26 protein-coding genes and 1 tRNA gene are annotated in these 24,688 nt (G+C 67.7%); 10 read left to right on the plus strand and 17 right to left on the minus strand.

Going from position 1 to position 24,688, the window contains the following annotated elements:
* Positions 1–45 precede the first annotated feature (45 nt).
* The 5 genes from ACFQRE_RS05385 to ACFQRE_RS05405 form a co-directional block, all read right to left on the minus strand.
* Positions 46–1,224: a YibE/F family protein gene (locus ACFQRE_RS05385; RefSeq protein WP_380119707.1), complete on the minus strand. Its 1,179-nt coding sequence runs from the start codon at positions 1,222–1,224 to the stop codon at positions 46–48.
* A 26-nt stretch (positions 1,225–1,250) separates the two neighbouring features.
* A tRNA-Lys gene (locus ACFQRE_RS05390) sits at positions 1,251–1,326 on the minus strand.
* A gap of 54 nt (positions 1,327–1,380) precedes the next feature.
* Positions 1,381–1,806, minus strand: a complete 426-nt coding sequence (locus ACFQRE_RS05395) for a DUF1810 domain-containing protein (protein ID WP_380119709.1) — start codon at positions 1,804–1,806, stop codon at positions 1,381–1,383.
* Entirely contained in the window at positions 1,797–2,696 is a 900-nt protein-coding gene (locus tag ACFQRE_RS05400) for a crotonase/enoyl-CoA hydratase family protein (RefSeq protein WP_380119711.1), read from the minus strand. Before ACFQRE_RS05400 ends, ACFQRE_RS05395 begins: the two co-directional genes overlap by 10 nt.
* Before the next feature lie 10 nt (positions 2,697–2,706).
* Positions 2,707–3,177, minus strand: a complete 471-nt coding sequence (locus ACFQRE_RS05405) for a hemerythrin domain-containing protein (RefSeq protein ID WP_380119713.1) — start codon at positions 3,175–3,177, stop codon at positions 2,707–2,709.
* Between ACFQRE_RS05405 and ACFQRE_RS05410 the strand changes: the two genes are divergently transcribed.
* The 3 genes from ACFQRE_RS05410 to ACFQRE_RS05420 all read left to right on the plus strand — a co-directional run bounded on the left by ACFQRE_RS05410 (position 3,176) and on the right by ACFQRE_RS05420 (position 5,741).
* Positions 3,176–3,820 (plus strand): hypothetical protein, encoded by a 645-nt coding sequence (locus ACFQRE_RS05410; RefSeq protein WP_380119715.1) that lies wholly within the window; start codon positions 3,176–3,178, stop codon positions 3,818–3,820. The genes ACFQRE_RS05405 and ACFQRE_RS05410 overlap by 2 nt on opposite strands.
* A gap of 287 nt (positions 3,821–4,107) precedes the next feature.
* The gene (locus ACFQRE_RS05415) at positions 4,108–4,734 is read left to right on the plus strand and encodes a DUF47 domain-containing protein (RefSeq protein ID WP_380119717.1); all 627 of its coding nucleotides are present in this window, start codon (positions 4,108–4,110) and stop codon (positions 4,732–4,734) included.
* A 5-nt stretch (positions 4,735–4,739) separates the two neighbouring features.
* The gene (locus tag ACFQRE_RS05420; RefSeq protein ID WP_380119719.1) at positions 4,740–5,741 is read left to right on the plus strand and encodes an inorganic phosphate transporter; all 1,002 of its coding nucleotides are present in this window, start codon (positions 4,740–4,742) and stop codon (positions 5,739–5,741) included.
* Positions 5,742–5,951: 210 nt separating this feature from the next.
* On the opposite strand, the gene pstB is transcribed toward ACFQRE_RS05420, so the two are convergent.
* The 7 genes from pstB to ACFQRE_RS05455 form a co-directional block, all read right to left on the minus strand.
* A complete protein-coding gene (pstB, locus tag ACFQRE_RS05425; protein WP_380119721.1) occupies positions 5,952–6,728 on the minus strand; it encodes a phosphate ABC transporter ATP-binding protein PstB in 777 nt (258 codons plus the stop codon).
* Between the two features lie 58 nt (positions 6,729–6,786).
* Positions 6,787–7,707 (minus strand): phosphate ABC transporter permease PstA, encoded by a 921-nt coding sequence (gene pstA / locus ACFQRE_RS05430; RefSeq protein WP_380119723.1) that lies wholly within the window; start codon positions 7,705–7,707, stop codon positions 6,787–6,789.
* A complete protein-coding gene (gene pstC, locus ACFQRE_RS05435; RefSeq protein WP_380119725.1) occupies positions 7,704–8,717 on the minus strand; it encodes a phosphate ABC transporter permease subunit PstC in 1,014 nt (337 codons plus the stop codon). The genes pstA and pstC overlap by 4 nt, the downstream gene beginning before the upstream one ends.
* Before the next feature lie 107 nt (positions 8,718–8,824).
* Positions 8,825–9,958 (minus strand): phosphate ABC transporter substrate-binding protein PstS, encoded by a 1,134-nt coding sequence (pstS, locus tag ACFQRE_RS05440; RefSeq protein ID WP_380119727.1) that lies wholly within the window; start codon positions 9,956–9,958, stop codon positions 8,825–8,827.
* 344 nt (positions 9,959–10,302) lie between these two features.
* Positions 10,303–11,271 carry an NUDIX hydrolase gene (locus ACFQRE_RS05445; RefSeq protein WP_380120437.1) on the minus strand — a complete coding sequence of 323 codons (969 nt, stop codon included), beginning with the start codon at positions 11,269–11,271 and terminating at the stop codon, positions 10,303–10,305.
* A complete protein-coding gene (locus ACFQRE_RS05450; protein ID WP_380119729.1) occupies positions 11,268–13,592 on the minus strand; it encodes an RNA degradosome polyphosphate kinase in 2,325 nt (774 codons plus the stop codon). Before ACFQRE_RS05450 ends, ACFQRE_RS05445 begins: the two co-directional genes overlap by 4 nt.
* Positions 13,593–13,639: 47 nt before the next feature.
* Entirely contained in the window at positions 13,640–14,347 is a 708-nt protein-coding gene (locus ACFQRE_RS05455) for an aspartate/glutamate racemase family protein (protein WP_380119731.1), read from the minus strand.
* A gap of 145 nt (positions 14,348–14,492) precedes the next feature.
* Here ACFQRE_RS05455 and ACFQRE_RS05460 point away from each other — a divergent pair, with 145 nt between their 5' ends.
* The 4 genes from ACFQRE_RS05460 to ACFQRE_RS05475 all read left to right on the plus strand — a co-directional run bounded on the left by ACFQRE_RS05460 (position 14,493) and on the right by ACFQRE_RS05475 (position 18,035).
* On the plus strand, positions 14,493–14,720 hold the full coding sequence (locus ACFQRE_RS05460; protein WP_380119733.1) for a FitA-like ribbon-helix-helix domain-containing protein: 228 nt from the start codon (positions 14,493–14,495) through the stop codon (positions 14,718–14,720).
* Entirely contained in the window at positions 14,717–15,136 is a 420-nt protein-coding gene (locus ACFQRE_RS05465) for a type II toxin-antitoxin system VapC family toxin (RefSeq protein WP_380119735.1), read from the plus strand. Before ACFQRE_RS05460 ends, ACFQRE_RS05465 begins: the two co-directional genes overlap by 4 nt.
* A 342-nt stretch (positions 15,137–15,478) precedes the next feature.
* Positions 15,479–16,705 carry a lipid II:glycine glycyltransferase FemX gene (locus ACFQRE_RS05470; protein ID WP_380119737.1) on the plus strand — a complete coding sequence of 409 codons (1,227 nt, stop codon included), beginning with the start codon at positions 15,479–15,481 and terminating at the stop codon, positions 16,703–16,705.
* 13 nt (positions 16,706–16,718) lie between these two features.
* Positions 16,719–18,035 (plus strand): carboxylate--amine ligase, encoded by a 1,317-nt coding sequence (locus ACFQRE_RS05475; protein ID WP_380119739.1) that lies wholly within the window; start codon positions 16,719–16,721, stop codon positions 18,033–18,035.
* A 94-nt stretch (positions 18,036–18,129) separates the two neighbouring features.
* Here ACFQRE_RS05475 and murJ read toward each other — a convergent pair whose 3' ends face one another.
* From murJ to ACFQRE_RS05490, 3 genes are read right to left on the minus strand one after another with little or no spacing between them, the layout of a single operon-like run.
* A complete protein-coding gene (gene murJ / locus ACFQRE_RS05480; RefSeq protein ID WP_380119741.1) occupies positions 18,130–19,815 on the minus strand; it encodes a murein biosynthesis integral membrane protein MurJ in 1,686 nt (561 codons plus the stop codon).
* 38 nt (positions 19,816–19,853) lie between these two features.
* The gene (gene mshD / locus ACFQRE_RS05485; protein ID WP_380119743.1) at positions 19,854–20,768 is read right to left on the minus strand and encodes a mycothiol synthase; all 915 of its coding nucleotides are present in this window, start codon (positions 20,766–20,768) and stop codon (positions 19,854–19,856) included.
* Positions 20,765–21,475: a response regulator transcription factor gene (locus ACFQRE_RS05490; protein ID WP_380119745.1), complete on the minus strand. Its 711-nt coding sequence runs from the start codon at positions 21,473–21,475 to the stop codon at positions 20,765–20,767. The genes mshD and ACFQRE_RS05490 overlap by 4 nt, the downstream gene beginning before the upstream one ends.
* Before the next feature lie 20 nt (positions 21,476–21,495).
* On the opposite strand from ACFQRE_RS05490, the gene ACFQRE_RS05495 reads away from it, so the two are divergent.
* Together ACFQRE_RS05495 and ACFQRE_RS05500 are read left to right on the plus strand one after the other, a co-directional pair.
* Entirely contained in the window at positions 21,496–21,768 is a 273-nt protein-coding gene (locus ACFQRE_RS05495; protein WP_380119747.1) for a MoaD/ThiS family protein, read from the plus strand.
* Positions 21,769–21,772: 4 nt separating this feature from the next.
* Positions 21,773–22,672, plus strand: coding sequence for a hypothetical protein (locus ACFQRE_RS05500; RefSeq protein ID WP_380119749.1), 900 nt, complete (start codon positions 21,773–21,775; stop codon positions 22,670–22,672).
* 32 nt (positions 22,673–22,704) lie between these two features.
* Here the strand turns inward: ACFQRE_RS05500 and ACFQRE_RS05505 are convergent, their stop codons facing one another.
* On the minus strand, positions 22,705–23,082 hold the full coding sequence (locus ACFQRE_RS05505) for a DsrE family protein (RefSeq protein WP_380119751.1): 378 nt from the start codon (positions 23,080–23,082) through the stop codon (positions 22,705–22,707).
* Positions 23,083–23,117: 35 nt separating this feature from the next.
* Between ACFQRE_RS05505 and ACFQRE_RS05510 the strand changes: the two genes are divergently transcribed.
* A complete protein-coding gene (locus tag ACFQRE_RS05510; protein ID WP_380119753.1) occupies positions 23,118–23,627 on the plus strand; it encodes an FABP family protein in 510 nt (169 codons plus the stop codon).
* 42 nt (positions 23,628–23,669) lie between these two features.
* Here the strand turns inward: ACFQRE_RS05510 and ACFQRE_RS05515 are convergent, their stop codons facing one another.
* Complete coding sequence (locus ACFQRE_RS05515; protein ID WP_380119755.1) at positions 23,670–24,686, minus strand: LCP family protein; 1,017 nt, start codon at positions 24,684–24,686, stop codon at positions 23,670–23,672.
* Between the last annotated feature and the right edge of the window lie 2 nt (positions 24,687–24,688).

The raw sequence follows: 24,688 nt of genomic DNA on the forward strand, positions 1-24,688 counted from the left end.
GTCAACGGTTCGCCGGATCCCTGCCCCCGGGTTCACCCGTTCGGGTCAGAGGGCCCGTCGTGCGGTCACGGCGGCCAGGGCCGTCGTGATGGGGACTGCGGCGATCAGCCCCAGGGTGGCCACGACGCTGCGGACGATCTCCTGAGCGATGACCTGGGTCGTGACGACGTTGCTGATCGAGGTGTTGTTCGCGGCGATCAGGATGAGGAGCGGAAGTGACGATCCGGCATACGCCAAAATGATGGTGTTGATCACCGAAGCGATGTGCGCCCGGCCAACGCGGGTGCCGGCGCGATAGAGCTCGCGCAGGCCGTACCCCGGATTGGCCCGGGCAACCTCGGTCACGGTGGCCGCCTGGGTGACCGTGACGTCGTCCAGGACGCCGAGGGTTCCGATGACGATTCCGGCGAGCAGCAGGCCCTGCATGTTGACGCCCTGCGACGTAGCCAGGAAGGTCGATGACTCGTCCGAGAACCCACTGAGATGCATGCCGGCCACCCACAGCGCCGAGAGGATTCCGGTGAGGCAGAGGCTGGCCAGAGTCCCCAACACGGCGACGGAGGTCAGGAGGCTGAGACCGTGAGTGAGGTACAGGACGGTGAGCATGATGGCGGCAGAGCCCACGATGGCCACGAGGAGTGGCGAGGACCCGGCAAGGATGGCGGGCACGACGAAGTACAGGAGCAGGGCAAAGGTCACGGCCAGCCCGATGAGGGCTGCAAAGCCGCGCCACCTGCCGAAGGCCACCACCGCGAGGACGAAGGCGACGGCCAGGAGCCACAGCCCCGTGCCCCGCTGGTGGTCCACGATGTCGTAGCGATCCCCCTCCGGTGCGGTGGTCTTCACGACGATGACGTTGTCGCCCTCGGAGACTGTGGGGGCGCCCGGACCGTTGGGCAGTTCAACGGTGACTCGTCGGTCGCGGTCCGCACCGTTGGTGATCTGCACTTGTGCCGTCCCGCAGACCGTTGCAACCAGCGACGTTCCGCTGGTCTGGGGCTCCTCCGGTGCTTCGGTCTTGGGACAGTCCACCTCGTCGACGCCGATGACCTGCGCACTGGACTGGTCCGCCCTTCCGGACTGGTCCACCGTGTCTGTGGCCGGGGGCCAGAGCCAGATCAGCGCAAGGAGGGTGATGAGCCCGCAGGGAACGATCACGGCGAGCGCGATGTTGCGCATCCGCTTCGTGTCCTGACCGGTGTGGCGCGAGTGGTGATGGCCCATGACCTGAAGTCCTTGTCGACATTCGATGGTGGGCCCCGTGGGACTCGAACCCACAACCTACGGATTAAAAGTCCGCAGCTCTAACCATTGAGCTAGAGGCCCGCGCGGGCGTGAACCCACACGACCGCAGACGATACCGGGCGGCGCTGGGGTCCTTCAGCCGAGGAGCGCGATGGTGGCGGAGTCCTCGGCGCCGTCGAAGTACTTGTCGAGCACGCCGACGAACAGATCGCGGTCCAGCTCGGCCTCGGCAGCGTGCGTGAACAAGGTCATGGACGAGCGCAGTTTCACGGCATCGATCCCGCCGAACACGGCCACCGGATCCGACCCCTGCAGCTCCAACAACACCGCGCAGCACTCCCGCAGCCGCTGTCCGAGAACGGGATCCGTGAGAAAGGCGCGGGCCTCCGCAAGGTCTGACACGGCATACCGCTGCGCCATGGCGCTCCGCCCGAGACCGGCAATCTGCGGGAAGACGAACCACATCCAGTGGCTCTTCTTGCGGCCATGCCTCAGCTCGGCGAGGGCTGCGGCATACGTCCCGCCCGCGTCCTGAGCCTCGACGAACCGGGCTAGTTCCACGGCACCCAGCCGGGCAGGTCGGTGGACGCCGCCGACGTGAACTCCGCCGCCCGCTTCTCCTTGAACGCGGCCACACCCTCCTTGCCGTCGCCGACGCTCGTGACCCACATCGCGAGCGAGTCGACGCGGTGCGCTTCGAGCGGGTGCGGTTGAGCAGCGTTGCGCCACATCATCTGCCGAGTCAGTGCCGTACCGACCCGCGACTTCCCGACAACAAAACGACGGGCGAGCTCGTATGCCGTGCCCAACAACGCTTCTGGCTCCACCACCGTGCGAACCAAGCCACCCTCCAGGGCGTCGGCGGGGGAGAGGATGTCGGCGGCATACGTCCATTCGAGCGCGCGCGATACGCCCACCAAACGCGGCAGGAACCACGAAGAGCAGGCCTCCGGCACGATGCCGATCTTCCCGAAGACGAACCCGATCCGCGCCGCCGTCGACGCCAGGCGCACGTCCATCGGCAGCGTCATCGTCGCGCCAATCCCCACGGCCGGTCCGTTGATCGCCGCGATGACCGGCTTGGTGCAGTCAAAGATCGCCAGGGCGACGCGACCGCCGGTGTCGCGCACGCCCTCCGCGATCTCGGGCGAGTCCAGCCGTTCGCGCATGTCCTCCAACGTCGGCGACAGCGACTCGTCCAGCCCGAACACGTTGCCCGCGCGCGACAGGTCCATCCCCGCGCAGAACGCCCGCCCCGCACCGGTCACCACGACGGCTGCCACCGAGTCGTCGCCGTTGACCCGACGGAACGCGTGCTCGAGCTCGCGCGCCATCGTCACGGTGAACGCGTTGAGTGCCTCCGGCCTGTTGAGGGTGAGTGTGAGGATGCCGTCGTCCGACACCTCCCAGAGCAAGGTCTCGTAGGCCTCAGGGGCAGCGGTGTCCGTCATGGAACCCAACCTATGGGGCCCGGGTCAGCGTCTCGGCCTCGTCCCAGTCCTCGCCGGACATCTCGATCGCGGCGGCGGGGAAGAGGCCGTTCTCTTCCTTGTCGATGTGTTCGCGCAGCTCGTGGACGAACGTGTCGATCAGCTCCAGGTGGCCACCACGGATCTGCTCGGCCAGCTCGTCGAGGCGGTCGTGCTCGGCGCAGAGGGTGGCGATGTGGTCGGTGAAGTCGGGGTTGCGGCGCAGGACCGTGAACAGGCCCTTCTCCTCGGCCCCGGTGTGCGGCTGAAGATGCCCCACGGCGCTGTCGAGGGCGTCCGACACGGCCTGGGCGTCACCGCTCACCGCCGTGCGCCGCAGGTCCCCGGCGAGGTTGACGATGTCCTCGTGCTCGGCCATGAAGCGCCCGATCATCTCGATCGACTGGCACCCGCAATAGCTGCACACATCCCCACCGTAGACCCGGTGCGAGAATGGGGGCATGACCTCCGAAGGTGGGCGCAACGTCCCCCGGCGCCCGGTCCACTTCGGTCCGGACGCCATTGAAGCCCACGGCGCAGGCCTCCCCGGCCCCGCCGAGATCGTCGAGATCGCGCACCAGACCGCGGCCGTCCTTGTCGGCACTGGCCGCGCTGTTCACGACCCGACCGTGACGGGCCGGCTGGTCGCGCTCGTGGACGAGCTCGGCCTCTCGACCGTCGCGGATCTCTGGGCTGCCCGCCCGGCCCGCAGCCTGCCGGGCACCCTGTGGCGCCTCTACGCACTGCGCGAGTGGGTGCGCCGCCAGCCCGTGGAGGCAAGCCGGCAGTATGCCGCGGGGATGCGATTCACCGACGTCGCCCACGCTGTGGCCGGGGTGGCCGAACCGCCCGGTCCCGCCGAGGTCATGGCTCTCGCCGACGAGATCCTCACGGGTGTGTTCGCCGGTGACCTGGCCGTCGCCCTGGAGCGTGCCGCGGCGTTCTGCGCCGTCATCGCCGCAGGGCGCGCGGAGCTGGCTCACGACCGCGATTCCACCGACCCGGCGACCGCAGGCACTCTCACCACGAGCGCCGCCGCTATGCAGCGCACCGGCGAGGACCTCGTCGCCAGCGCCGCTCTCTGGCGCGCCGACGAGCTGGACTGAGCCACACGGCATACCCGACGTCTTCGAAGTCGGGAACACATCGGGACTGCACCGGCGTTAGGCTTGTCTGGTGGTGCCGGATCGCGGCAGCCCCGGGTCCCAATTTCAGCCGCTACGAGCGGCCTCGCGCCGTGAGGTGCTCCCGGTCCGGCACCACACCTCTTCCCCCCTCTCGTCCGCGAACCCGCAGGTCGAACACTCGGTGAACCGCCGATGACACGTGGATGGCCAAGAGGCCTTAGCCTTGTCAGCGACACCTGTACCTCGAGCCGTTCGGAGCGACTCTCGTGGGCTTCAGCCTCACCCCCAAGGACAACGGGTTCTACGAACTCTTCTCGATTTCCGCGAAGCACCTCATCGAGGGCGCGGCGGAGCTCACCGCCATTCTCGGCGCGGAGACCCAAGAGGAGCGCGAGATCATCGCCGCTCGCATGAGCGATGTGGAGACGTCGGCCGACGAGGCCACCCATGAGCTCCTGCGCAAGGTGAACTCCTCGTTCATCACGCCGTTCGACCGTGAGGACATCCACGGCCTCGCGAGCGCCCTCGACGACTGCGTCGACCACATGGAAGCTGCCGCCGACCTCGTGGCGCTCTACCGGATCGACAACCTCCCCAAGGGCGTCACCAAGCAGGTCGAGATCCTGTCGCGCATGGCCGAGCTCACCGTCGAGGCGATGCCCAAGCTGCGCTCGATGAAGGACCTGAGCGACTACTGGATCGAGATCAACCGGCTCGAGAACTCGGCTGACAAGGCCTACCGACGCATGCTGGCCAAGCTCTTCAACGCCGAGGGTGCCGACGCCATCACCGTGATGAAGCACAAGGAGCTCATCGACGAGCTCGAGGCCGCTGCCGATGCGTTCGAGACGGTGGCCCACAAGGTCGAGGGCATCGCCGTCAAGGAGTCCTGACCACTGTGGACAGCTGGATCCCGGTGGCCCTCGTCGTTGCACTGGCGATGGGCTTCAACTACACCAACGGTTTTCACGACGCGGCCAATGCCATCGCAACGTCGGTGTCGACCCGTGCCCTGACTCCGCGAATTGCGTTGGGAATGGCGGCGATCGCCAACCTCTTCGGCGCCTTCCTCGGCACCAAGGTCGCCAAGACCGTCGGCAGCGGCATCATCGACGCCCCCGCCGGCAAGGTCGGTCTGACCATCTGTGCGGCCGGGCTCGTCGGCGCCATCGCCTGGAACCTCCTGACCTGGTGGTTCGGCCTGCCGTCGTCTTCGTCCCACGCGCTCATCGGTGGGCTGGGCGGCGCGGCCATCGCGGCGTCGACGACGGTCCACTGGGCCAAGGTCTTCGAGAAGGTCATCATCCCGATGGTGGCCTCGCCCGTCATCGGGCTCATCGTCGGCTTCCTCGTCATGACGGCGATCCTCTGGATCTTCCAGAAGGGCCACCCGGGCAGGGTCAACCGTGGTTTCCGCTACGCCCAGACGGTGTCGGCCGCCGCGATGGCGTTCGGGCACGGCATGCAGGACGCAGCGAAGACGGCCGGTGTCGTCGTGCTCGCGTTGACCGTCGGCGGCTTCCACGCCACCGGCGACGACCACATTCCGCTGTGGGTGCTCGTCGCCAGCGCACTGGTCATCTCTGCCGGCACGTATGCCGGTGGGTGGCGGATCATGCGCACTCTCGGCCGGCGCATCATCCACCTCGACCCGCCCCAGGGTTTCGCGGCAGAGACGACGGCTGCAGCCGTGCTGTTCGTCGCCACCGCCACGGGTGCCCCGATCTCGACGACCCACGCCATCACGTCGGCGATCATGGGCGTCGGCTCGACCAAGTCGATCAAGGCGGTGCGCTGGGGCGTGGCCAAGAACATCGTCGGGGCCTGGGTCTTCACCTTCCCGGGCGCCGGTCTCGTGGCCGCAGGCACCTACCTGCTCCTCAAGTTCGTCACCTCCTGACCCCCGCCCTGCCCGCCCTCTCGCCCGGTTGAGTCGCGAAAGGATCACTTCCTGACGGGGTGTCCACCTCCACATGGGTGTTCCATCAAGAGGTGGACGTCTCGCCCCCCCGCCTGCCCCGCCCAAACGCCCCAGAGACAGCGGAGCACGCCGTGCCCCCCCTGCCGCACGGCGTGCTCTGGTGTCCGGCCCTGGCCGGGGTGCTGCGGCTCAGCCGAAGCGGCCCGAGATGTAGTCCTCGGTGGCCTTCTGCGTCGGGTTGCTGAAGATCTTCTGGGTGTCGTCGACCTCGACCAGGCGCCCGGGCTGACCGGTCGCCTTGAGGTTGAAGAACGCCGTCTGGTCGGACACGCGCGCCGCCTGCTGCATGTTGTGCGTGACGATGACGACGGTGAACTGGCTCTTGAGCTCGTTGATCAGGTCCTCGATGGCGAGGGTCGAGATCGGGTCGAGCGCGGAGCAGGGCTCGTCCATGAGGAGCACCTGTGGGTCGACCGCGATGGCGCGAGCGATGCAGAGCCGCTGCTGCTGACCACCGGAGAGGCCGGCGCCCGGCTTGTCGAGGCGGTCCTTGACCTCGTTCCACAGGTTGGCGCTCTGGAGTGACTTCTCGACGACCTCGTCGAGCTTCTTCTTGTTCTTGACGCCGTTGAGCTTGAGCCCGGCGGCGACGTTGTCGCGGATGGACATCGTCGGGAACGGGTTGGGCCGTTGGAACACCATGCCGACGGTGCGTCGCACGGCCACCGGGTCCATCGACGACGCATAGAGGTCCTGGTCGTCGAGCGTCACCTTGCCGTCGACGCGACCACCGGGGATGACCTCGTGCATCCGGTTGAGGGTGCGGAGCACCGTCGACTTGCCGCAGCCGGACGGGCCGATGAAGGCCGTCACGGAGCGGGGCTCGACGGTGAGGGTGACCCCTTCGACGGCCTTGAAGTCGCCGTAGTAGATGTCGAGGTCCTTGACGTCAATGCGCTTGGCCATGTGCTGTCGTTTCTCTCTGGGTTCAGAAATTCAGGGGTATGCCGTGTGCGCGGCGCGGTCAGTTCCGCACCTTGCTGAACCGGCCGATGAACCGGCCGGCGATGTTCAGCAGGAAGACGATGAGGATGAGGGTCAGGGCAGCACCCCACAACCGGTCGACAGAAGGTTCGAGGGTCTCGCCGTAGTTCTGGTAGATCATCGTCGGCAGGGTCGGCATGAGCCCGTCGAAGAGGTTCGTTGCGATGACCGCTGTGTATGGCCCGAGGATGATCAGCGGTGCCGTCTCGCCGATGACACGGGCGAGGCCGAGCAGGATGCCGGTGACGATGCCCGAGAACGAGGTGGGGATGACGATCTTCATGATCGTCTTCCACTTCGGCACGCCGAGGGCATAGGACGCCTCGCGCAGCTCGTTGGGCACGAGCTTGAGCATCTCCTCGGTCGACCGGACGACCGTGGGAATCATCAGCATCGTCAGGGCCAGGCAGACGGCGATGCCGACGCGTTGGAAGTTGAACGTCGTGACCCAGAGGGCGTAGATGAACAGCGCGGCCACGATCGACGGGATGCCGGTGAGGATGTCGACCATGAATGACACGACCTTGGCGAGTCGACCTCGGCCGTACTCCACGAGGTACACCGCGGTGAAGATACCGATCGGCACCGAGATGAGGGCCGTGACGCCCGCTTGGATGAGAGTCCCCTGGATGGCGTGGACAGCGCCTCCGCCCTCCCGACGGGCGGTGATTCCTGCCTGGGACCTGGTCCACCACCCGGCGTCGAGCAGCATGGCGCCGCCCTTGTAGATCGTTGACCCGAGGATCCAGATCAGGGGGATGAGGGCGATCAGGAAGGCAGTCCACATCAGGACTCGTGCGAGCTGGTCCTTGAAGGCGCGCCCGCTGGACTTGCCGCCGAAGTCGTCGTCGGCACGCGCCGTGGGCAGGGCTGCATCGTCGAGGGTGCTGAGGGTGCTCATTCGCTGAAGGCCTTCCGACGGTCGATGACGACTCTCGCGGCCGCGTTGACGATGAAGGTGAGGATGAACAGGACGAGGCCAGCTGCGATGTAGGCACCCGTCTTCTGCGCCGAGTCGAACTCACCGGCGTCGTTGGCGATGCGGGATGCGAACGTCTCGCCGCCGCCGAAGATCGAGAACGAGAACTTGTCGGACGTGTTCAGGGCGGACAGGAGCAAGGTCACGGCGAGCGTCTCGCCCAGCGCCCGTCCCAGGCCGAGCATGGCCGCCGAGATGATGCCGGGCTTGCCGAACGGCAGGACGGCGGTGCGGATCATCTCCCACTTCGTCGCCCCCAGAGCGAGGGCGCCCTCCTTGTGCGTCGTCGGCACCTGCGCGAAGACCTCACGCGAGATCGCCGTGACGATCGGCAGGATCATGATGGCGAGGATGACCCCGGCGAAGGCAAGGGTGCTCTTGGCGCTCGGTGTTCCGGTGTAGGTGAAGAACGGGAGCCACCCCAGCACCGTGTCGATGAGCTTCGCAATGGGTTCGAAGTACTGACCTGCGACCAAGAGGCCCCACAGCCCGTAGACGATCGAGGGGACGGCGGCCAGCAGGTCCACCAGCGCTGCCGCAGGCTTGCTCAGCCAGTCGGGGGCGTACTGGGTGATGAACAGCGCCACAGCCACGCCGAGAGGCACGGCGATGAACATGGCAATGAGCGAGGTGATGATCGTGGCCCACAACAGGTCGACGATGCCGAAGCGCGGATCCGTGCCGCTGGCCACCCATTCACGTGACGTGAGGAAGTTCGCGTTGTTGTTGAGCAACGACGGCACTGCCTGGATGACGAGGAAGACCCCCACGAGGGTGACCAGGACAACGACGAAAATGCCCGATCCGGTCGCGAGGCCGCCGAAGATGCGGTCTCCGAGTCGACCGGTGTCGGCCCTGTCGGCCTCGAGCAGTGGGCGGCCGTCCTCGGTGGGCAGTTCGTCGATCGCACTGTGACCGGTGATCGATGGCACGAGGTCGATTCCTCTCGGAAATGGTGGGGGAGGGGAGAGGGGGCGGAGCCGGTCTGGCTCCGCCCCCTCAGTGGATCAGATGATCTGAAGGTCTGGAAGGGACCTGATCAGGAGATCGCGTCGATCGCGGTCGCGACCTTGGTCTGCACGTCGGCGGGGAGCGGCGCGTAGCCGATCTCCTCGATGGCCTTCTGGGCCTCTTCGGAGGCGAAGTACTTGAGGAACGCCTTGATGTTCTTCTGCTTCGCGGCGTCCTTGCCCTTGGAGCAGACGATCTCGTAGGTCACGAGGTTGATCGGGTAGGCCCCGGCTTCCTTCGTGGCGTAGTCGAGCTTCAGGGCGAGGTCGTTGCCCGTGCCGGTCTGCTTCGCCGTGGCGATGGCCTTGCCGACGGTCTCGGAGGTGAGCTCGACGGCGCCGGCGCCGTTGTCGATCGCGGCGACACCAAGGTCGGCGTCCTTCGCGTAGCTCCACTCGACGTAGGTGATGCCACCGTCGGTGCTCTTGACGCCTTCGGTGACACCGGCGGACTTGCCCTTGCCCTCGCCCTTGCCGTCCCACGTCTTCGCGGGCTCGCCCGGCCAGTTCGCCTCGGCAGCGGCCTTGAGGTACTTGGTGAAGTTCTCGGTCGTGCCCGACTCGTCGGAGCGGAAGAAGGGCTTGATCGCGGTGGCGGGGAGGCTGACACCAGAGTTGACCGCGGCGATCTTCGGGTCGTTCCAGGTGGTGATCTTGCCCTGGAAGATGTCGCCGATGACGGCGGGGGTCAGGGTGAGCTTGTCGACACCCTTGAGGTTGTAGGCCACGGAGATGGGGCCGGTGACCATGGGGATGTTCCACGCGGGGGAGCCACAGAAGGTGGCTGCGTCGGTGGCCTCGACCTTGCCGTCCTTCTCCACCGTCTTGAGGGCCGAGTCGGAGCCGGCGAAGTCGACCTGACCGCCGATGAACTGCTTGACGCCCGCGCCGGAGCCAGACGGGTTGTAGTTGATCGTCGCACCGGAGCACTTCTCGCTGAACTTCGAGCCGACCTCCTCAAAGGCGTTCTTCTGGGCCGACGAGCCTTCGGCGTTGAGGGTGCCTTCGAAGCAGTCCTCGGTGCCGGCGGAGCCGCTCGATGACGCGGTGCTGTCGCCGGTGCCGGCGTCGGCGCTGGCGTTGTTGTCGGAGCCGCAACCGGCCAGGGCAATCGAACCGACGAGGGCGAGGGACGCCATCGCGCCGAGACGCTGAATCTTCACTGTGTGGACCTCTCACAAGGACAAGGAATCTGGGCCGAGCGTGGTGCCCGACACTGCGAAGGTAGGGATGGCCGATGACGCGATGGCCCGTGCCCGGTGAACGCGACGTGAACGCTGTTCGGCCATTGCCTTTCGCGCAGTTCAAGTGGGAGTCAGATCCCCCCAGTTCGTCTTCGTGCCCCGCACGGACGGCGAGCGCCAGCGAGTTGTCCGTGCGGGGCACGAAGACGAGAGTCAGGCGCTACGGCGAGCGCCAGCGAGTTGTCCGTGCGGGGCACGAAGACGAGAGTCAGGCGCTACGGCGAGCGCCAGCGAGTTGTCCGTGCGGGGCACGAAGTCGAGATTCAGGGGTTCAGGTGGCGCTCGACGGCGACGATGCGTGCGTCCGACCCGACACCGGCGACGTGGCACACGAACGCCTCGCCCTTGACGAGGTTGTCGTCCTGCGCCTCGACGAAGGCCTCGAGCATCTCCACCGAGCCGTCGCCCACGAGATCGAGTCGTGTGCCGAGAGCACCGAGCAGGGTGCCCATCACAGGTCCGTGCGAGCACACCGCCGCCGGCTCACCGCGCTCAAGGACGCGCTCGAGGTGCTGTTCGGTCTTCGCGGGGTCCGCTTCGTGGCCCTCCTCGGACAGGCCCTTCTTGGCGCGGGGCACGATCCCGGACCACACGGCATACGGGGAGATCGTGTCGAGACAACGCACGGACGGTGACGTGAGGATCCGGGAGATCCCGTATGCCGTGAGCACTGGGATGAGCGCATCCGCGCGTTCTCGTCCGCGCGCCTCAAGGGGGCGCTCGCGGTCATCGCCCTTCCAGTCCGAGCGCGGCACAGCCTTGGCGTGCCGCACGATCACCAGTGGCCAGGTGTCCAGCGAACCTTCGGTGTGAGCGCGCACGAGGGCTCGCAGCTGCTCGCGGTCGTGGGCGTAGTCGAGGCGGACGTTGGCCTCGACCACGTCGAGCCACTCGACCGCGTCGATCTCGTTCTCGAGGAGTCCGCTGCCGCCGGTGACCGTGGAGGCCCAGTAGCGGACGATCTTCTCGCCCTGCTCGCCCGCCTTGGTGAGCAGCAGGTAACGGGCTTCGGGCAGGGGCCGACCGAGGCGCACCTCGAGCCCGGTCTCCTCGAGCGTCTCGCGGGCCGCGGCGGTGCCCCAGTCCTCGCCCGCGTCGAGTTTGCCCTTGGGCCAGGACCAGTCGTCGTAGCGAGGGCGGTGGACGAGGGCGACTTCGAGCACGCCGTCACGCATCCGCCACGGCAGCGTGCCTGCCGCGGGGATGCTCTGGGCTCGGGCCTGAGTGCTCAGCGCCGACGAGCCTTGCGTCGACGCTTCGCGTGCATCTCGATGAGGACGGCCTGCACGTCCTCGAGCAGTTCGCCGTCAGTGCCGACGTGGTGTCGGGCCCAGCGGCCGTCGCTCTCGAGACTCCAGTGCGAGTAGTCGCCACTCATGCCCTTGGTCATGAGTGACGTGAGGTCGTGGAGGTGGCGTGGGTCGGAAAGTCGCACGAGGCACTCGACGCGGCGGTCCAGGTTGCGGTGCATCATGTCGGCGCTGCCGATCAGGGCCTCGACGTCGTCGCCGGTGCCGAAGAGGAAGACGCGGGAGTGCTCCAGGAAGCGGCCGAGGATCGAGTGAACCGTGATGGTCTCGGACAGGCCTGCGACCCCGGGTCGCAGGGAGGAGATGCCGCGGACCCAGACGTCGACCTTCACGCCGGCCTGCGAGGCGCGATAGAGGGCGTCGATGATCTGCTCGTCGACGATGGAGTTGACCTTGAAGCCGATGTAGCCACTCCCCGTGCTCGCGCGCTCCTTCTGGATTTGTGAGTCGATGCGCTCGAGGAGCCCGGTGCGCACCGATCGCGGCGCCACCAGAAGGCGCTTGAACTTGGTCCGTGGCGCGATGCCCGACAGCTGGTTGAACAGTCGCGAGAGGTCCTCGCCGACCTGGGGGTCGCAGGTGAGCAGGCCGAAGTCCTCGTAGAGGCGGGCCGTCTTGGGGTTGTAGTTGCCGGTGCCGACGTGGCAGTAGCGGCGCAGGCCGTCCTCCTCCTGGCGGACGACGAGGCTGAGCTTGCAGTGGGTCTTGAGTCCGACGATGCCGTAGACGACGTGGACGCCGGCGCGCTCGAGCTTGCGGGCCCAGGAGATGTTGTTCTGCTCGTCGAAGCGGGCCTTGATCTCGACGACGGCCAGCACCTGCTTGCCGCTGTCGGCGGCGTCGATGAGGGCGTCGATGATGGGGGAGTCGCCGCTCGTGCGATAGAGGGTCTGCTTGATGGCGAGGACGTTGGGGTCGGCCGCTGCCTGCTCGATGAACGCCTGCACCGACGTCGAGAACGAGTCGTAGGGGTGCTGGAGGAGGACGTCCTGCTTGCGGATGCTCGCGAAGATGTCGCGGGCCTTGGCGCTCTCGGTCGGGGCGAGGTCGCTGTTGGTGCGCGAGACGAACGCCGGGTAGTGCAGGTCGGAGCGTTCGAGGTCGGCGATGATGTTGAGCCCGCGCAGGTCGAGCGGTGCGGGCAGGCGGTAGACCTCGTGGCCCGAGACACCGAGCTCGCGCACGAGCAGGTCCATGACGTGGTCGTCCATGTCACGGTCGACCTCGAGCCGGACGGGCGGGCCGAAGCGGCGCCGGGTCAGCTCCTTCTCCAGGGCGGCGAGGAGGTTCTCGGCGTCGTCCTCCTCGACCTCGAGGTCCTCGTTGCGGGTGACCCGGAAGGTGTAGTGCTCGTGGACCTCCATGCCGGGGAAGAGCTGGTCGAGGTGAGAGGCCATGACGTCCTCGAGCGGGACGAACCGCACGTCGTAGACGTCGCCCGCCGAGCCGGTCTCGCCCACGCGGAGCAGGCGGGGGAGGAGCGGTGGGACCTTGACCCGGGCGAAGTGCTCCTTGCCGGTCTTGGGGTTGACCAGGAGGACCGCGAGGTTGAGCGACAGCCCGGAGATGTAGGGGAACGGGTGGGCCGGGTCGACGGCGAGCGGCGTGAGGACGGGGAAGACCCGGTCGGTGAAGAGTTGCCCGAGCTCGGTCTGCTCGTCCTCGGACAGCTCGTCCCAGCGCATGACCTGGATGCCTTCGTCCTCGAGCGCGGGCTGCACGAGGTCGTCGTAGACGCGGGCCTGCATGTCGAGGAGCTCGTGGGCCACGGTGGAGATCTGCTCGAGGACCTCGCGGGGTTCGAGGCCCGAGGCCGAGCGGACGGCCAGGCCGGTGGCGATGCGGCGCTTGAGACCGGCGACGCGCACCATGAAGAACTCGTCGAGGTTGGACGTGAAGATCGCGAGGAACCGCGCCCGCTCGAGCAGGGGGACGTTCTCGTCGGCGGCCAGTTGCAGGACCCGCTCGTTGAACTGCAGCCACGAGATCTCGCGGTCGAGGAACCGGTCGGCGGGCAGCCCGTCGTCCTCCTCGTCGGTCCGTGCGAAGCGGCCGTTGGAGGAGCGGGGCTGGATCGCGCGGGCCTCGGACGCGGAGGCGCTCGCGATGGACACCTCACGGACGAAGTTCGCATCAGCAGCAGCCCGGGCAGCCGTGTCGGCGGCGGTCGCATCCGCCGCTTTCGTCAAAACCTCGGGCTGGTCCAGGTCCAGTGAGCTGTCCTGGGTCGTCGACGTCGTCATGGATTCATCGTGTCAGTTCGAGGTGAACAGGAGAAGACATCACGGGGTCAGCGCAGACGTCCGCCGGCGAGCACCACCGTGCGTGCCGCAAGCGCATCGAGCGAGTCGACGACGTCGGGCTCATCGACCTTGAGGTCGGTCTGCAGGATGGACAGCTCGGTGCAGCCGAGCACGATGGCGCCGGCACCCTTGGCGCGCAGGTGCGCGACCGCAGCGTCGAAGCGGTCACGCTCGACCGGCATACCCGCTTTGACGCCGTCATAGATCATCGACATGACGTCCTTCTGGACGACGTCGTCGGGAACGATGGGCTGGAGCCCGGCTGCCTCGGCCGCCCGGTGATAGGTCTCGGCGCGCAGCGTGCCGTCGGTCGCGAGGATGCCCAGTGTCGTCAGCCCGGGCACCGCGGCCTGGGCGGCCTGGACCGTCACGGCGACGATGTCGATGACGGGGATGTCGACGGCGGCCGCGACCTCGTCCTGGAAGGCCTGGGCGGTGTTGCACGGCAGGGCGATGAACTTCGCGCCGGCGCGCTCGAGCTGGCGGGCGTCCTCGGCCATCACCGGTCCGGGGCTCTCGTCACTGTCTCCGACGATGTATGCCGTCCGGTCCGGAATGCTGGCGTGGTTCCACACGAGCATGTCGACGTGGTCCTGGTCGCGGCCCGCGTCGGTCATCTCGAGGACGCGCTGCATGAAGTAGACGGTGGCCATCGGGCCCACGCCGCCGAGGATGCCGACTGGTTCGTTGCGCACGCTTCGAGCCTAACCCGCACGCCCTCGTCGCCGATGACGCGGAAATCGTGGATCGTCCCGGTTATAACCGGGAATGCGTGAGATTTCCGGTTCACAGACCGGCGGGCACAGTGATATCCTGTCGGTGATATCGGAGGTGGTTGTCATGGAGCAGATCCTGATCCGCAATCTTCCCGCGGGCACGAAGGCCGCGCTCAAGGCGCGTGCCCGGCAACATCACCGGTCGGCGGAGGCTGAGGCGCGTGAAGTCCTTGCGGCCGCCTTGGAGCGCGACCCTGTCACCCTCGTGGACCTGCTGTCTGGCGACGAGGGGGCGGGCATCGACTTCGAGCCCGGTCGGCTCGGCCTGACGGCCCGCACTGCCGTCCTGTGAGCTACGTCCTCGACACCAATGTCGTGTCGGCGCTTCGGGTGCGCGGTCGCCATCCCGAGGTTGAGGCGTGGGCTGTCTCGGTTCCTGTCGCCGAGCAGTTCGTCACCGCCATGACGATCAGCGAGATCGAGCGTGGAGTCGCGGGCCGGGAACGCTCCGACGCTGCTCAAGGTGAGGTTCTGCGTCGGTGGTTCGAGGAGCGAGTCCTGCCGGCTTTCGCGGATCGTGTGCTGCCCTTCGACGTGGCCGCAGCGCGGATTCTGGCGACCTACCGCGTGCCAGAGCATGCTCCGCTGGACGATGCCCTGATCGCTGCGGTGGCGCAGGCTCGGGAGTTCACCGTCGTCACCCGCAACGTCCGCCACTTCGAGCCCCTCGGCGTCGCGCGCCTCGACCCCTGGACCTGGTCGCCGTGAGGCCCAGACAGCGAGTGACCGAGTGGATGGAGCGCCCACGCCGCCGCTACTTCGACGCTGTCTCTTGGTCCATCCAAGGGCTGTTGGCCCTTCCGATCGTGTGTCTATTCTTTGTCATCCGCTGGCTGACTGGAGGACCAAGGCCGGAGAGCCACGTCCTTGTCTTGATCTTCTCTGGCGTGGGCGTGCTCGAAATCGCCTTCCTGGTCATCTGGCTACGACGGCCGAAAGAGAGCCGCGAGGCGACGCGACGGCGACGCGTGGGTCTGACGCCGACCGATGATCAAGAGCCCGGCGGATAGACTCCGGGGCGATCCCTGACGACCCCTACCAAGGAGCTTCGTGGCACTGTCGGCCCTGTCCCTCACCGAGCGTGAGCACGACGACTTCGTTCGTGACCACCCCAACGGGCACCTCATGCAGACGACGCCGTGGGGCAAGGAGAAGGAGCACACCGGCTGGACCTGGCGCACCGTCGCCGTGGGTCGCAAGGGTGCCGGAGCCGACGGCGCCGACGAAATCACCGGCGCCGCGCTGATCCTCTTCCGGCGCACTCCGGTCGTGCCCATGGCGCTGGCCTATTGCCCGCGTGGGTTCGTCGTCGACTGGTCCGACGCCGAGAGCGTCGACGCGCTGCTCGCCGAGGTCACGCGGGTTGCCAAGGAGAGCCGAGGCGTCCTGCTTCGCGTCGACCCGGCCGTCCGCATCGACAACCCCGACATCCGGCCGGCCCTCGAGTCGCGTGGCTTCACCCGCACCGACCCGGGCGACGACGCGGCCAAGACGCTCGCCCAGCCGGCGCTGCGCATGGTCACCGACATCAGCGACCTCGAGGCCCTGCACAAGGACCTCACGCAGGGCACGCGGCAGTCGATCCGCAAGGCCGAGAAGTCCGGCCTGGTCTACGAGTCGGTCGGTCGCGACAAGATCCCCGCGTTCTACGAGCTCATGAAGACGACCGGCGCGCGCGACGGCTTCGGCATCCGCAGCATGGAGTACTTCACCACCCTCTACGACGTGCTCTCGCCCACCGACGACATCGTCATCTCGCTCGTCAAGCTCGACCACGGCGCCGCCGCCGAGTCGGCGCGCACCAAGCTGGAGGACCTGCGCGGTCAGCTCGAGAAGGCATCGGCCAAGCGAGAGAAGTACCCCTCCGAGAAGGCCGACCGCCAGGTCGCAGGTCTCGAGGAGAGCATCGAGAAGAACGAGGGCTCGGCGGCGCAGTTCGAGGCTTCGCACGCCCAGCACCCTGACGGCCAGTACTTGGCCGGCTCCGTCTTCGCGACCTGCGGCACGCGCGGTTCCTACCTGTACGCCGCGTCGTCCGACGAGCACCGCAACCTGCGCCCGAACTACCTCATGGTCTGGCAGATCATGCAGGACGCTGCGGCCAAGGGCGTCACGACGTTCGACTTCGGTGGCATCGACGCGTCCGAGGGACTCGAGGAGTTCAAGCGCCAGTGGAACCCGGAACGACGCGAGTATGCCGGTGAGTTCACCAAGCAGCTCCGTCCCCTTTCCGGTCGGCTCATCGACCTTGCCGTCCGCGTCTACAAGCGCCGCTGAGAGGCGAATCCCGTTGTCCGACAACAAGTTTGCGTCCATCGCGGACCAGCCGTTCGTGCCCGTGATCGTCGGGGCCCATGTCGGCGGGTACTCGCTCGTGCGCGCGTTCCATGAGGCGTACGGCGTGAAGTCGCTCGTCGTCACCGGCGCGTCCTCGTGGGTCGTCGACAACTCGGCGATCCTTGAGGTCGTCGGCTGCCCCGACGCCCACGACGCCGACGTCCTTGCTGCGACCCTCGAGGGCTCGCCGTTCGCGGAGCTGTCGCAGCCCAAGATCCTTCTCGCGACGTCGGATTCGCTCGTCGACGTCATCGACGCCATGCGCGACCAGCTCGACGAGTCGTGGAAGGTGCCGTACGTCCGCGCCGAGATCCTGGAGAGGGCGACCCGCAAGCACACCTTCGAGCAGGCTGCCGCGGCGGCGGGGGTCTCCATCCCGACCACGACGATCATCGACCTGTCCGACGAAGGCGACGGAACGGCATACGCGATCAAGGTTCCGGCAGAGGGCTATCCGCTGATTCTCAAGCCAACGGCCCCGCGCGCCTGGAACACGGTGACGTTCGAGGGCCAGGCCAAGGTGCACGAGGTCGCGTCCGCTGACGAGCTGCGTGACCTTCTCGACCGGATCCACGCGTCCGGCTACCGCGCCAAGCTGATCCTCCAGGACATGATCCCCGGCGACGACACGGGGATGCGGATCCTCACCTGCTACTGCGACAGGAACTCGCAGGTGCGCTTCGCGTCCTACGGCCGGACGCTGATCGAGGAGCACTCGCCCGGACTCATCGGGGTGCCGGCGGCGATCCTCACCGGCCAGAACCGCGAGATCGTCGACGAGGCCGTGCGGTTGCTCGCTGAGCTCAAGTGGGTGGGCTACGCGAACTTCGACCTCAAGTACGACCCGCGCGACGGCAAGAGCAAGTTCTTCGAGCTCAACCCTCGGCTCGGGCGCTCGAACTACTACGTCACGGGGACGGGCTTCAACGCCATCACCTGGTACGTCGACGAGTACGTCCACGACAACCTTCCCGACGAGTTCGAGCTCATCGAGGCCGACACCGAGACTGTCTACTCAGTGGTGCCGGTGCGGACCATCAAGTGGGCGCTCGCGGGTCACCCCGAGCTGTGGGCGCGGGTCCAGCGCGTCATCAAGGCCGGTGGGCTGCGCAACCCGATGCACTACAAGGCCGAGAAGCACCCGGTGCGGTGGGCCAAGATCCTCGCCGCCGGCGTGAGCTATGACCGCAAGTTCCACCAGTACTACGACCCCGAGGCAGCGTTCCACCCCGGCGGCGAGGCCGCCGACTCCGACCTCCCCCGCCCCTGAGGTCTTATTGCGCTGGAGCGACTTCATCCGGGTCGAAACCCCGGTTACGTGTGGCTTTTGCGCAAGAAGGCGGGTGGGGCCAGGGGAGATGAGGTCAGGCGCGGCCAGGGAGGCGGCGGAGGATGGGCGCGAGCATCTCGTCGACCTCACGGATCTTCATGAGCCTGGCGAAGCCATAGAACACGACCGCCAACGCGATTCCGCCACAAGCCAGCGCGAGGAACTGTGACAGCCAGGGGCTCCCGGGGTCGGCGATGAGGGCGGCGACCCCCCACCCCGCGACGCCGGAGATCGTCGCGGCGACCGTGAGACGGGTCCACATCCGGGCCACCGTCGCGAGGTTGAGTCCGCCGAGCTGGCTCCGGGCGATGAGGAGGAACGCGCCCGCCGCAATGAAGTTCGAGATGCTCGCACCACCCGCGACGACCGCGACGACGTACTGCGGCGCGGTCCACAGCAGCGCCACGACACAGCCCAGGGCGTTGCCTGCCATGAGCAGCACGACCGTCCAGAAGTTCATCTTCCCGTCGCCACGTGCGAAGCAGTAGCGCTGCTTGAGCGCCGTGATGCCGAACGGAACGCTTCCCACGGCACTGACGGCGAGGATGAGCGCGATGTCCCGCGCTTGGTCGATCCCCTTGCTGGGGATGTAGTCCGTCCCGGGCAGCAGGGTCGAGACGAGCGGCCGACCGAGGGCGATGAGCGCGGCCGAGGCGGGGAGGACCAGCACCGCCGGAGCGGTCAGTCCGTGGACCAGCCACCGACGCATCGCCGCGAGATCGCCCTGCTCGTGGGCGCGCGACATGGCGGGGAACATCGCGGTGATGATCGAGATGGTGATGATCGAGTGGGGGAGCATGTAGAACGTGTAGGCGTACCCCTGCGCGCCATTGCCGGCCACGTTGTCGGCCCTGCTCGAGCCTGTGCTGTAGGTGTAGGTGCTCAGGAAGCCGTACGCCTGCGACACCAGCAACGCCGCGATCGTCCACATGCCCATGCGCGACATCTCGCCGAAGCCGTATCCACGCCACCCGAAACGAGGCCTGTAGGCGAACCCTGATCGCAGCAGAGGGGCGACGAGGCAGACGCCCTGCACCACAATGCCCAGGGTCGTCGTGCCACCAAGCAGCCAGATCATCGCCGGAGTCCAGGTGTCCACCGTCGGCTGCTTGCCCCATTGAATGATGAACCAGGTCAGGCCGATGATCTGCACGACGTTCGCCCACGCGGGCGCCCAAGCGTAGGCCACGAAGTGCCCACGCGCGTTGAGCACCTGACCGAGCACCGAGTAGAGCCCGTAGAAGAAGAGCTGCGGCAGGCAGATGTAGGCCATGGTCGTCGTGAGCGACAGGTAGTTCGGACGGTCGTTGTCGCTGAGCAGGCGCACGATCCACGGGGCCGCAGCCAGACACGCAATCGTGCTCACCCCCAGCACGAGGAAGCATGCGGTGATGAGCCGGTCGCTGAAGTCCTGGCCGCCGTCCTTGCGCAGCATCGCCTTGGTGATCTGGGGGATCAGCAGGGCCGACAACAGGCCACCGTTGATGAGGACGTAGATCTGCGTGGGCAGGGAGTTCGCCACGGTGTAGGAGTCCGAGGCCAGCGCCGCGCCGACGACCCCGGTGAGCAGGGCCATCCGGACGAAGCCGAGGATGCGTGAGCCGAACGTCCCCATCGCCATGATCGCGCTGTTGCGGGCGACGCTGTTGTCACCCGTGCCACTGGGCGGGGTGGCGCCTTCGGGATCTACTCCGGCGCCCTCGGGGCGGGTGTCGGTCACGTGCTCTCCCTGCGGGTTCCTCGGTGGACCGGGCCACTCTACGGCGCGGAGGGACGTCCGTAGACGACGTGGATGGCCGCGTCCTCGAAGCCCGCGCGCCGATAGGTCGCGAGGGCACGCGTGTTGTCACCGTCGACATAGAGGTCGATCGCGTCGACGCCCTGACGGGCGAGGTGGGCCGTACCCAGTCCCGTGAGCGGTCCCGCAAGACCACGTCCTTGGTATGCCGGGTGCACGCCTACGACGTAGACCTCGCCCGTGCTTGAGCCAGGTTCCCTTTTGGTCCAGTGGGACGCCGCGAGGGGGTGATTGCCGTCGGCCGCGGTCACAGTGGTGTCCTCGACAAGCAGGAGACCTGCGGGGTCGAACCAGTCCTGGGCCATGCGGTCCTGCAGGTCCTGCAGCGTGATCGAACCCTGCTCCGGGTGACTCGCAAACGCCAGGCCGTTGACCTCCAACCACGCCTGCTCATCACGCCCCGGCTCAAACGCCCGCACCGAAAAGCCCTCTGGCAGAACGGGATCGACATCGTCGCCGGGCGCAACGACGCGCGCCATCACATGAAGTTCGCGGGTCGACACCAGACCTTCGGCCGCAGCCAAGGCCCGGGCTGCGGGCAGATCCCCGTGAGCCCACACGCCCTTCGCCACCTGTTGCGAGGCGAACAAGGTCCGCACCAACGCCCGACCCACGCCCTGCCGGCGGGCATCAGGATCGACCACCAGTTCTGCGGACCCGGCCGCATCGAGAGCCGCGTAGCCCACGAGACGGGACTGGGCGGCATACGCCGCAACGTGTGAGACCTCGGCACGAGCGGAGGTGAGAGCGAGACGAAAGGCCTCCGAGATCGCGTCGACGCCATCGGCGTCAGCCGCCCGCCCAGCCAACGCGAGGACGTCAGCAGCCGCTGTCGCGTCCAGGTGCGACGACGTGTCGAGGTGCACGGAGGTCACGAGGACGCGATCTCGGCCTCGGCAGCGGCTTCGGCCTCTTCGGGAACGAACCGGTAGCCGACGTTGCGAACCGTGCCGATGAGCGTCTCGTGGTCGGAGCCCAGCTTGGCGCGCAGCCGGCGGACGTGGACGTCGACGGTGCGGGTGCCACCGAAGTAGTCGTAACCCCAGACCTCCTGCAGCAGCTGGGCGCGGGTGAAGACGCGCCCCGGGTGCTGCGCGAGGTATTTGAGGAGCTCGAACTCCTTGTAGGTGAGGTCGAGGGCCTTTCCGCGCAGCTTGACCGAGTAGGTCGCCTCATCGATGACGAGGACGCCAGCGGTGATCCGCACGTCGTCGTCGCCCGGGTCGCCCTCCAGGCCGCGAGCAATGGCGAGCCGCAGCCGGGCCTCGACCTCGGCCGGCCCGGCACTGTCGAGCAGCACGTCGTCGATGCCCCACTCAGGGGTCAGGCCCGCGAGCCCACCCTCGGTGAGCACGGCAAACAGGGGCGCGGACAGCCCGGTCGTGCGGATGACGCGGCACAGCGAACGAGCCATCGCGAGCTCGCGACGGGCGTCGACGAGCACTGCGTCAGCGGGCGGAGCGTCGATGAGGGCGGTCGGCTCGGCCGGGAGGATGCGAACATGGTGGCTGAGCAGGCCCAGAGCTGGCAGCACCTCGGCGCTCGGCGCCAAGGCGTTCGTCAGCAGCAGGAGTTGGGCCATCCAGCACAGAATAGGTGGACATGACCGCGACCGACGGCTCTCACCGGGGCATGAGACCGGTGACACTGCGTTATTGGGCCGGTGCCCGAGCGGCAGCAGGGGTGACCGAGGAGACGTTCGAGGCGGGACCGCGCGTCGGCGACGTCCTTGACGCTGCGGTCGCGGCGCACCCGGCCCTTCGCGACGTCGTCGCCGTCTGTTCGGTCCTCCTCGACGGGCGCTCCGTCGGTCGTGACGCCGAAGTCGGGCTGGACAAGGTCGTCGAAGTGCTCCCCCCGTTCGCCGGTGGCTGACCGCATGACTGATGGCAGGATGCCGATCGTGGATGCGACGGAGCCCGTGAGTGACCCCGTGAGTGACCCGGTGAACGAACCAGTGAACGAGTCGCGTGCTGCCCGGCGTGCGGCGCGGGAGGATCGCCGCCGCAACCCGATCCTGCCGCCGATCGCCACGGAGCGCCGGGTGATCCTGGTCCTGGCCACGGCGGTGTTCGCGGTGCTGCTGGCTCTGGCAACCGCAGCTGACCAGGCTCTCGGCGCTGCGGCGATCGCCTGGGGCGGCCTCGTGCTCGCCTGGGGCTGGCCCGAGCTGCTGGGTTCGTCGAGCAAGTTCGGCTCGTCGCTCGCCATCGGCCTGGCCGGCGTGCTCGCTCCTGTGGCCGTCGCAGTGACCTCGGAGGAGCCCTTCCTGCGGCATGTCCCTGTCGTCGTGGCCGTCGCCATGCTCGCGATGTTCCTGCACCAACTGCTGCGCCGTGACGGTCGGCCCCGCCTCACGCAGTCCCTGGCGGTGAGCGCAGCCGGCATCGCGATCGCCGCGATCGGTGCGGCCTACGTCCCGCTCGGTCGCACGTTCGGTGGTCGTGAAGTGGTTGCGGTCGTGGCGGCCTCCCTCGCCCTGTCCGCCATCGCCGACCTCGGTGCACCGATGGCCAGGGCTCGTCCTTGGATGGTGGCGGCGGCAGGTGCCATCGGTCTCGTCGCCGGAGGGGTCGCCGGCCTGTTCGTCGACGTGGTCGGTGCGCCTTCTGGAGCTCTGCTCGGCGCGGTGGTCGGCGTGCTGGCGCACGTGACGCGACGTGCGCTGTGCACCCTTTCGCCGATTCGCGGGATGCGCGGCCAGATCACGGCCGCGGCGGCCTCGGTCCTCGTGACTGCCGTTCCGGTCTACCTGCTGTCGCGACTCATCGTCGGCTGACGGACCACACGGCATACGCAGTCCGGGATGCGTCAGTAGACGATCGCCTGCGCGTCCGGTCGCAGGATTTCCTCGACGTATGCCGCGGCGCCCCTGATCGTCGCGCCCTCCAGCAGGTCGTCGGGCGAGAGGTCACGGCGGGCCGCGCACTGGCCGCAGACCGTGACGGTGGCGCCGGCGAGCAGGGCGTCACGAAGGGCCGCGAGAGGGGTGCCGTGGGGGAGGGAGAGCTCCTCGGCGCGGCCGGCGACAGCCATCCACGTGGCCTCCCCGCTGAGCCAGACGCTGACCTCGGTGCCGGCGGTGACGGCGATGACGGCAACGGTGAAGCCTTGGTTGAGGCGTTCGAGGGCTTCGGCGCCGCAGGTGATCTTGACGACGAGCGGTCGGATGCTCGAGGGATTGGCCATGGGTCCTCCTCAGGGGTACGGCTACGATCCCACTCGTGGCCTTCCATCTCGACACAGACCTCCCGCCTGAGCTCGCGCCCCTCGCCTGGCTGATCGGCAAATGGGTCGGTGCCGGCGTCGTCGGCTACCCCACGATGGAGTCGGCGAACTTCGGCCAGGAGATCATCTGCGCCCATGACGGCCGGCCCTTCCTCGAGTGGCGCAGCCAGTCCTGGCTCCTTGACGACGCGGGCGAGAAGGTCCGCCCACTCGCGACCGAGGTCGGCTTCTGGCGACCCGTGCCCGAGACGCCGGACGGCACCAACGTCGAACTGCTGCTCGCCCACCCCACGGGATTCGTGGAGATGTATGCCGGGCACGCCCAGCCGGCCAAGGTCGAGCTCCGCACCGACGGCGTCATGCGCAGCCCGCACGCCAAGGAGTACACCGCGGCGCACCGGATGTACGGCTACGTGAACTCCAACCTCATGTGGGTCATGGACATGGCCGCCATGGGTCAGCCGCTGACCTCACACCTCTCGGCCGAGCTCAAGCGCGTCGAGTAGTCGTTCCCCCTTCCGGCTGGTCGGCTGCCGGCAGGCCGGTCCTTACGGCGTGACGGACACGTCTGCGTAGTCGTCCATCGTGTCGGTGCGCAGGCCCTTGCCCAGAGCGTCCATGCCGGCCTCGTCGACGACGTCGATGGCGCCGCCCTCCGGAGAGGTTCCGAAGCCGGTGAAGGGTGCGGTGATGAAGACGATGTCGCCGCTGCGGAGGTTGCGCAGCGAGATCGCCTCGCTGCGCATCGTTCCCACATTGAGGGCGCTGTCGACGACCAGGTTGCTCGTCGCTGCGTTGACGAACTTCGTGAGCGTGATCGGGTTGGCGATGACCGACGGGGTGAGCGTCTTGATCATCAGGGCCTTGATGAACGCCTGCTGGCGTCGGCCGCGCGAGATGTCGCCCTCGGAGAGTTCGTGGCGCTCTCGCACGAAGGCCAGGGCCTGCTCACCATTGAAGTTGTTCCAGCCCTCGCGGACCTGGAAGGCGCCCTCGTTGCTGGCCTCCTCGGCATAGACGCGCACGCCACCGACGGCGTCGGTCATCCTGCGGAAGCCTTCGAAGTCGGTCTTGGCCACGTGGTCGATCTTGACGCCGAGGAGGTCCTGGAGCGTGCTCACCAGCAGGGGTGCCCCGCCGTAGGCGTAGGCCGCGTTGATCTTGTCCTTCTTGCGCCCCGGGATCGAGACATAGAGGTCGCGAGGGAAGTGGATGAGCTGGACGGATTTCTTGTCCTCGGGCACGTGGGCGAGGACGATGACGTCGGCTCGGCCCGCGTCGCCGGGGCGCGTGTCCGCGCCGACGATGAGGTAGTTCTGCCCCACGCCCTTGAGCGGGACGGGCTTGCCGTCCTTCGTCGTCGGGGTGGACTTGGGGGGAAGGAGGTCCTCCTGGGTGATGTTGCTCGCTGCCTTGCGGTCGAGGAAGACCACGAAGCCGACCGCGCCGACGAGGGTCACGGCCACGAACGAGGCCACGACGAGGAGGAACCGACGCCCCCAGCGCGGCTTCCTGTGAGCCTGGCGGTCTGCACGGGTGTCCTCGGCGGCGAAGTCGTCTAGCACCC

This window comes from Knoellia pratensis (assembly GCF_042666395.1).
GTDB lineage: Bacteria > Actinomycetota > Actinomycetes > Actinomycetales > Dermatophilaceae > Knoellia > Knoellia pratensis.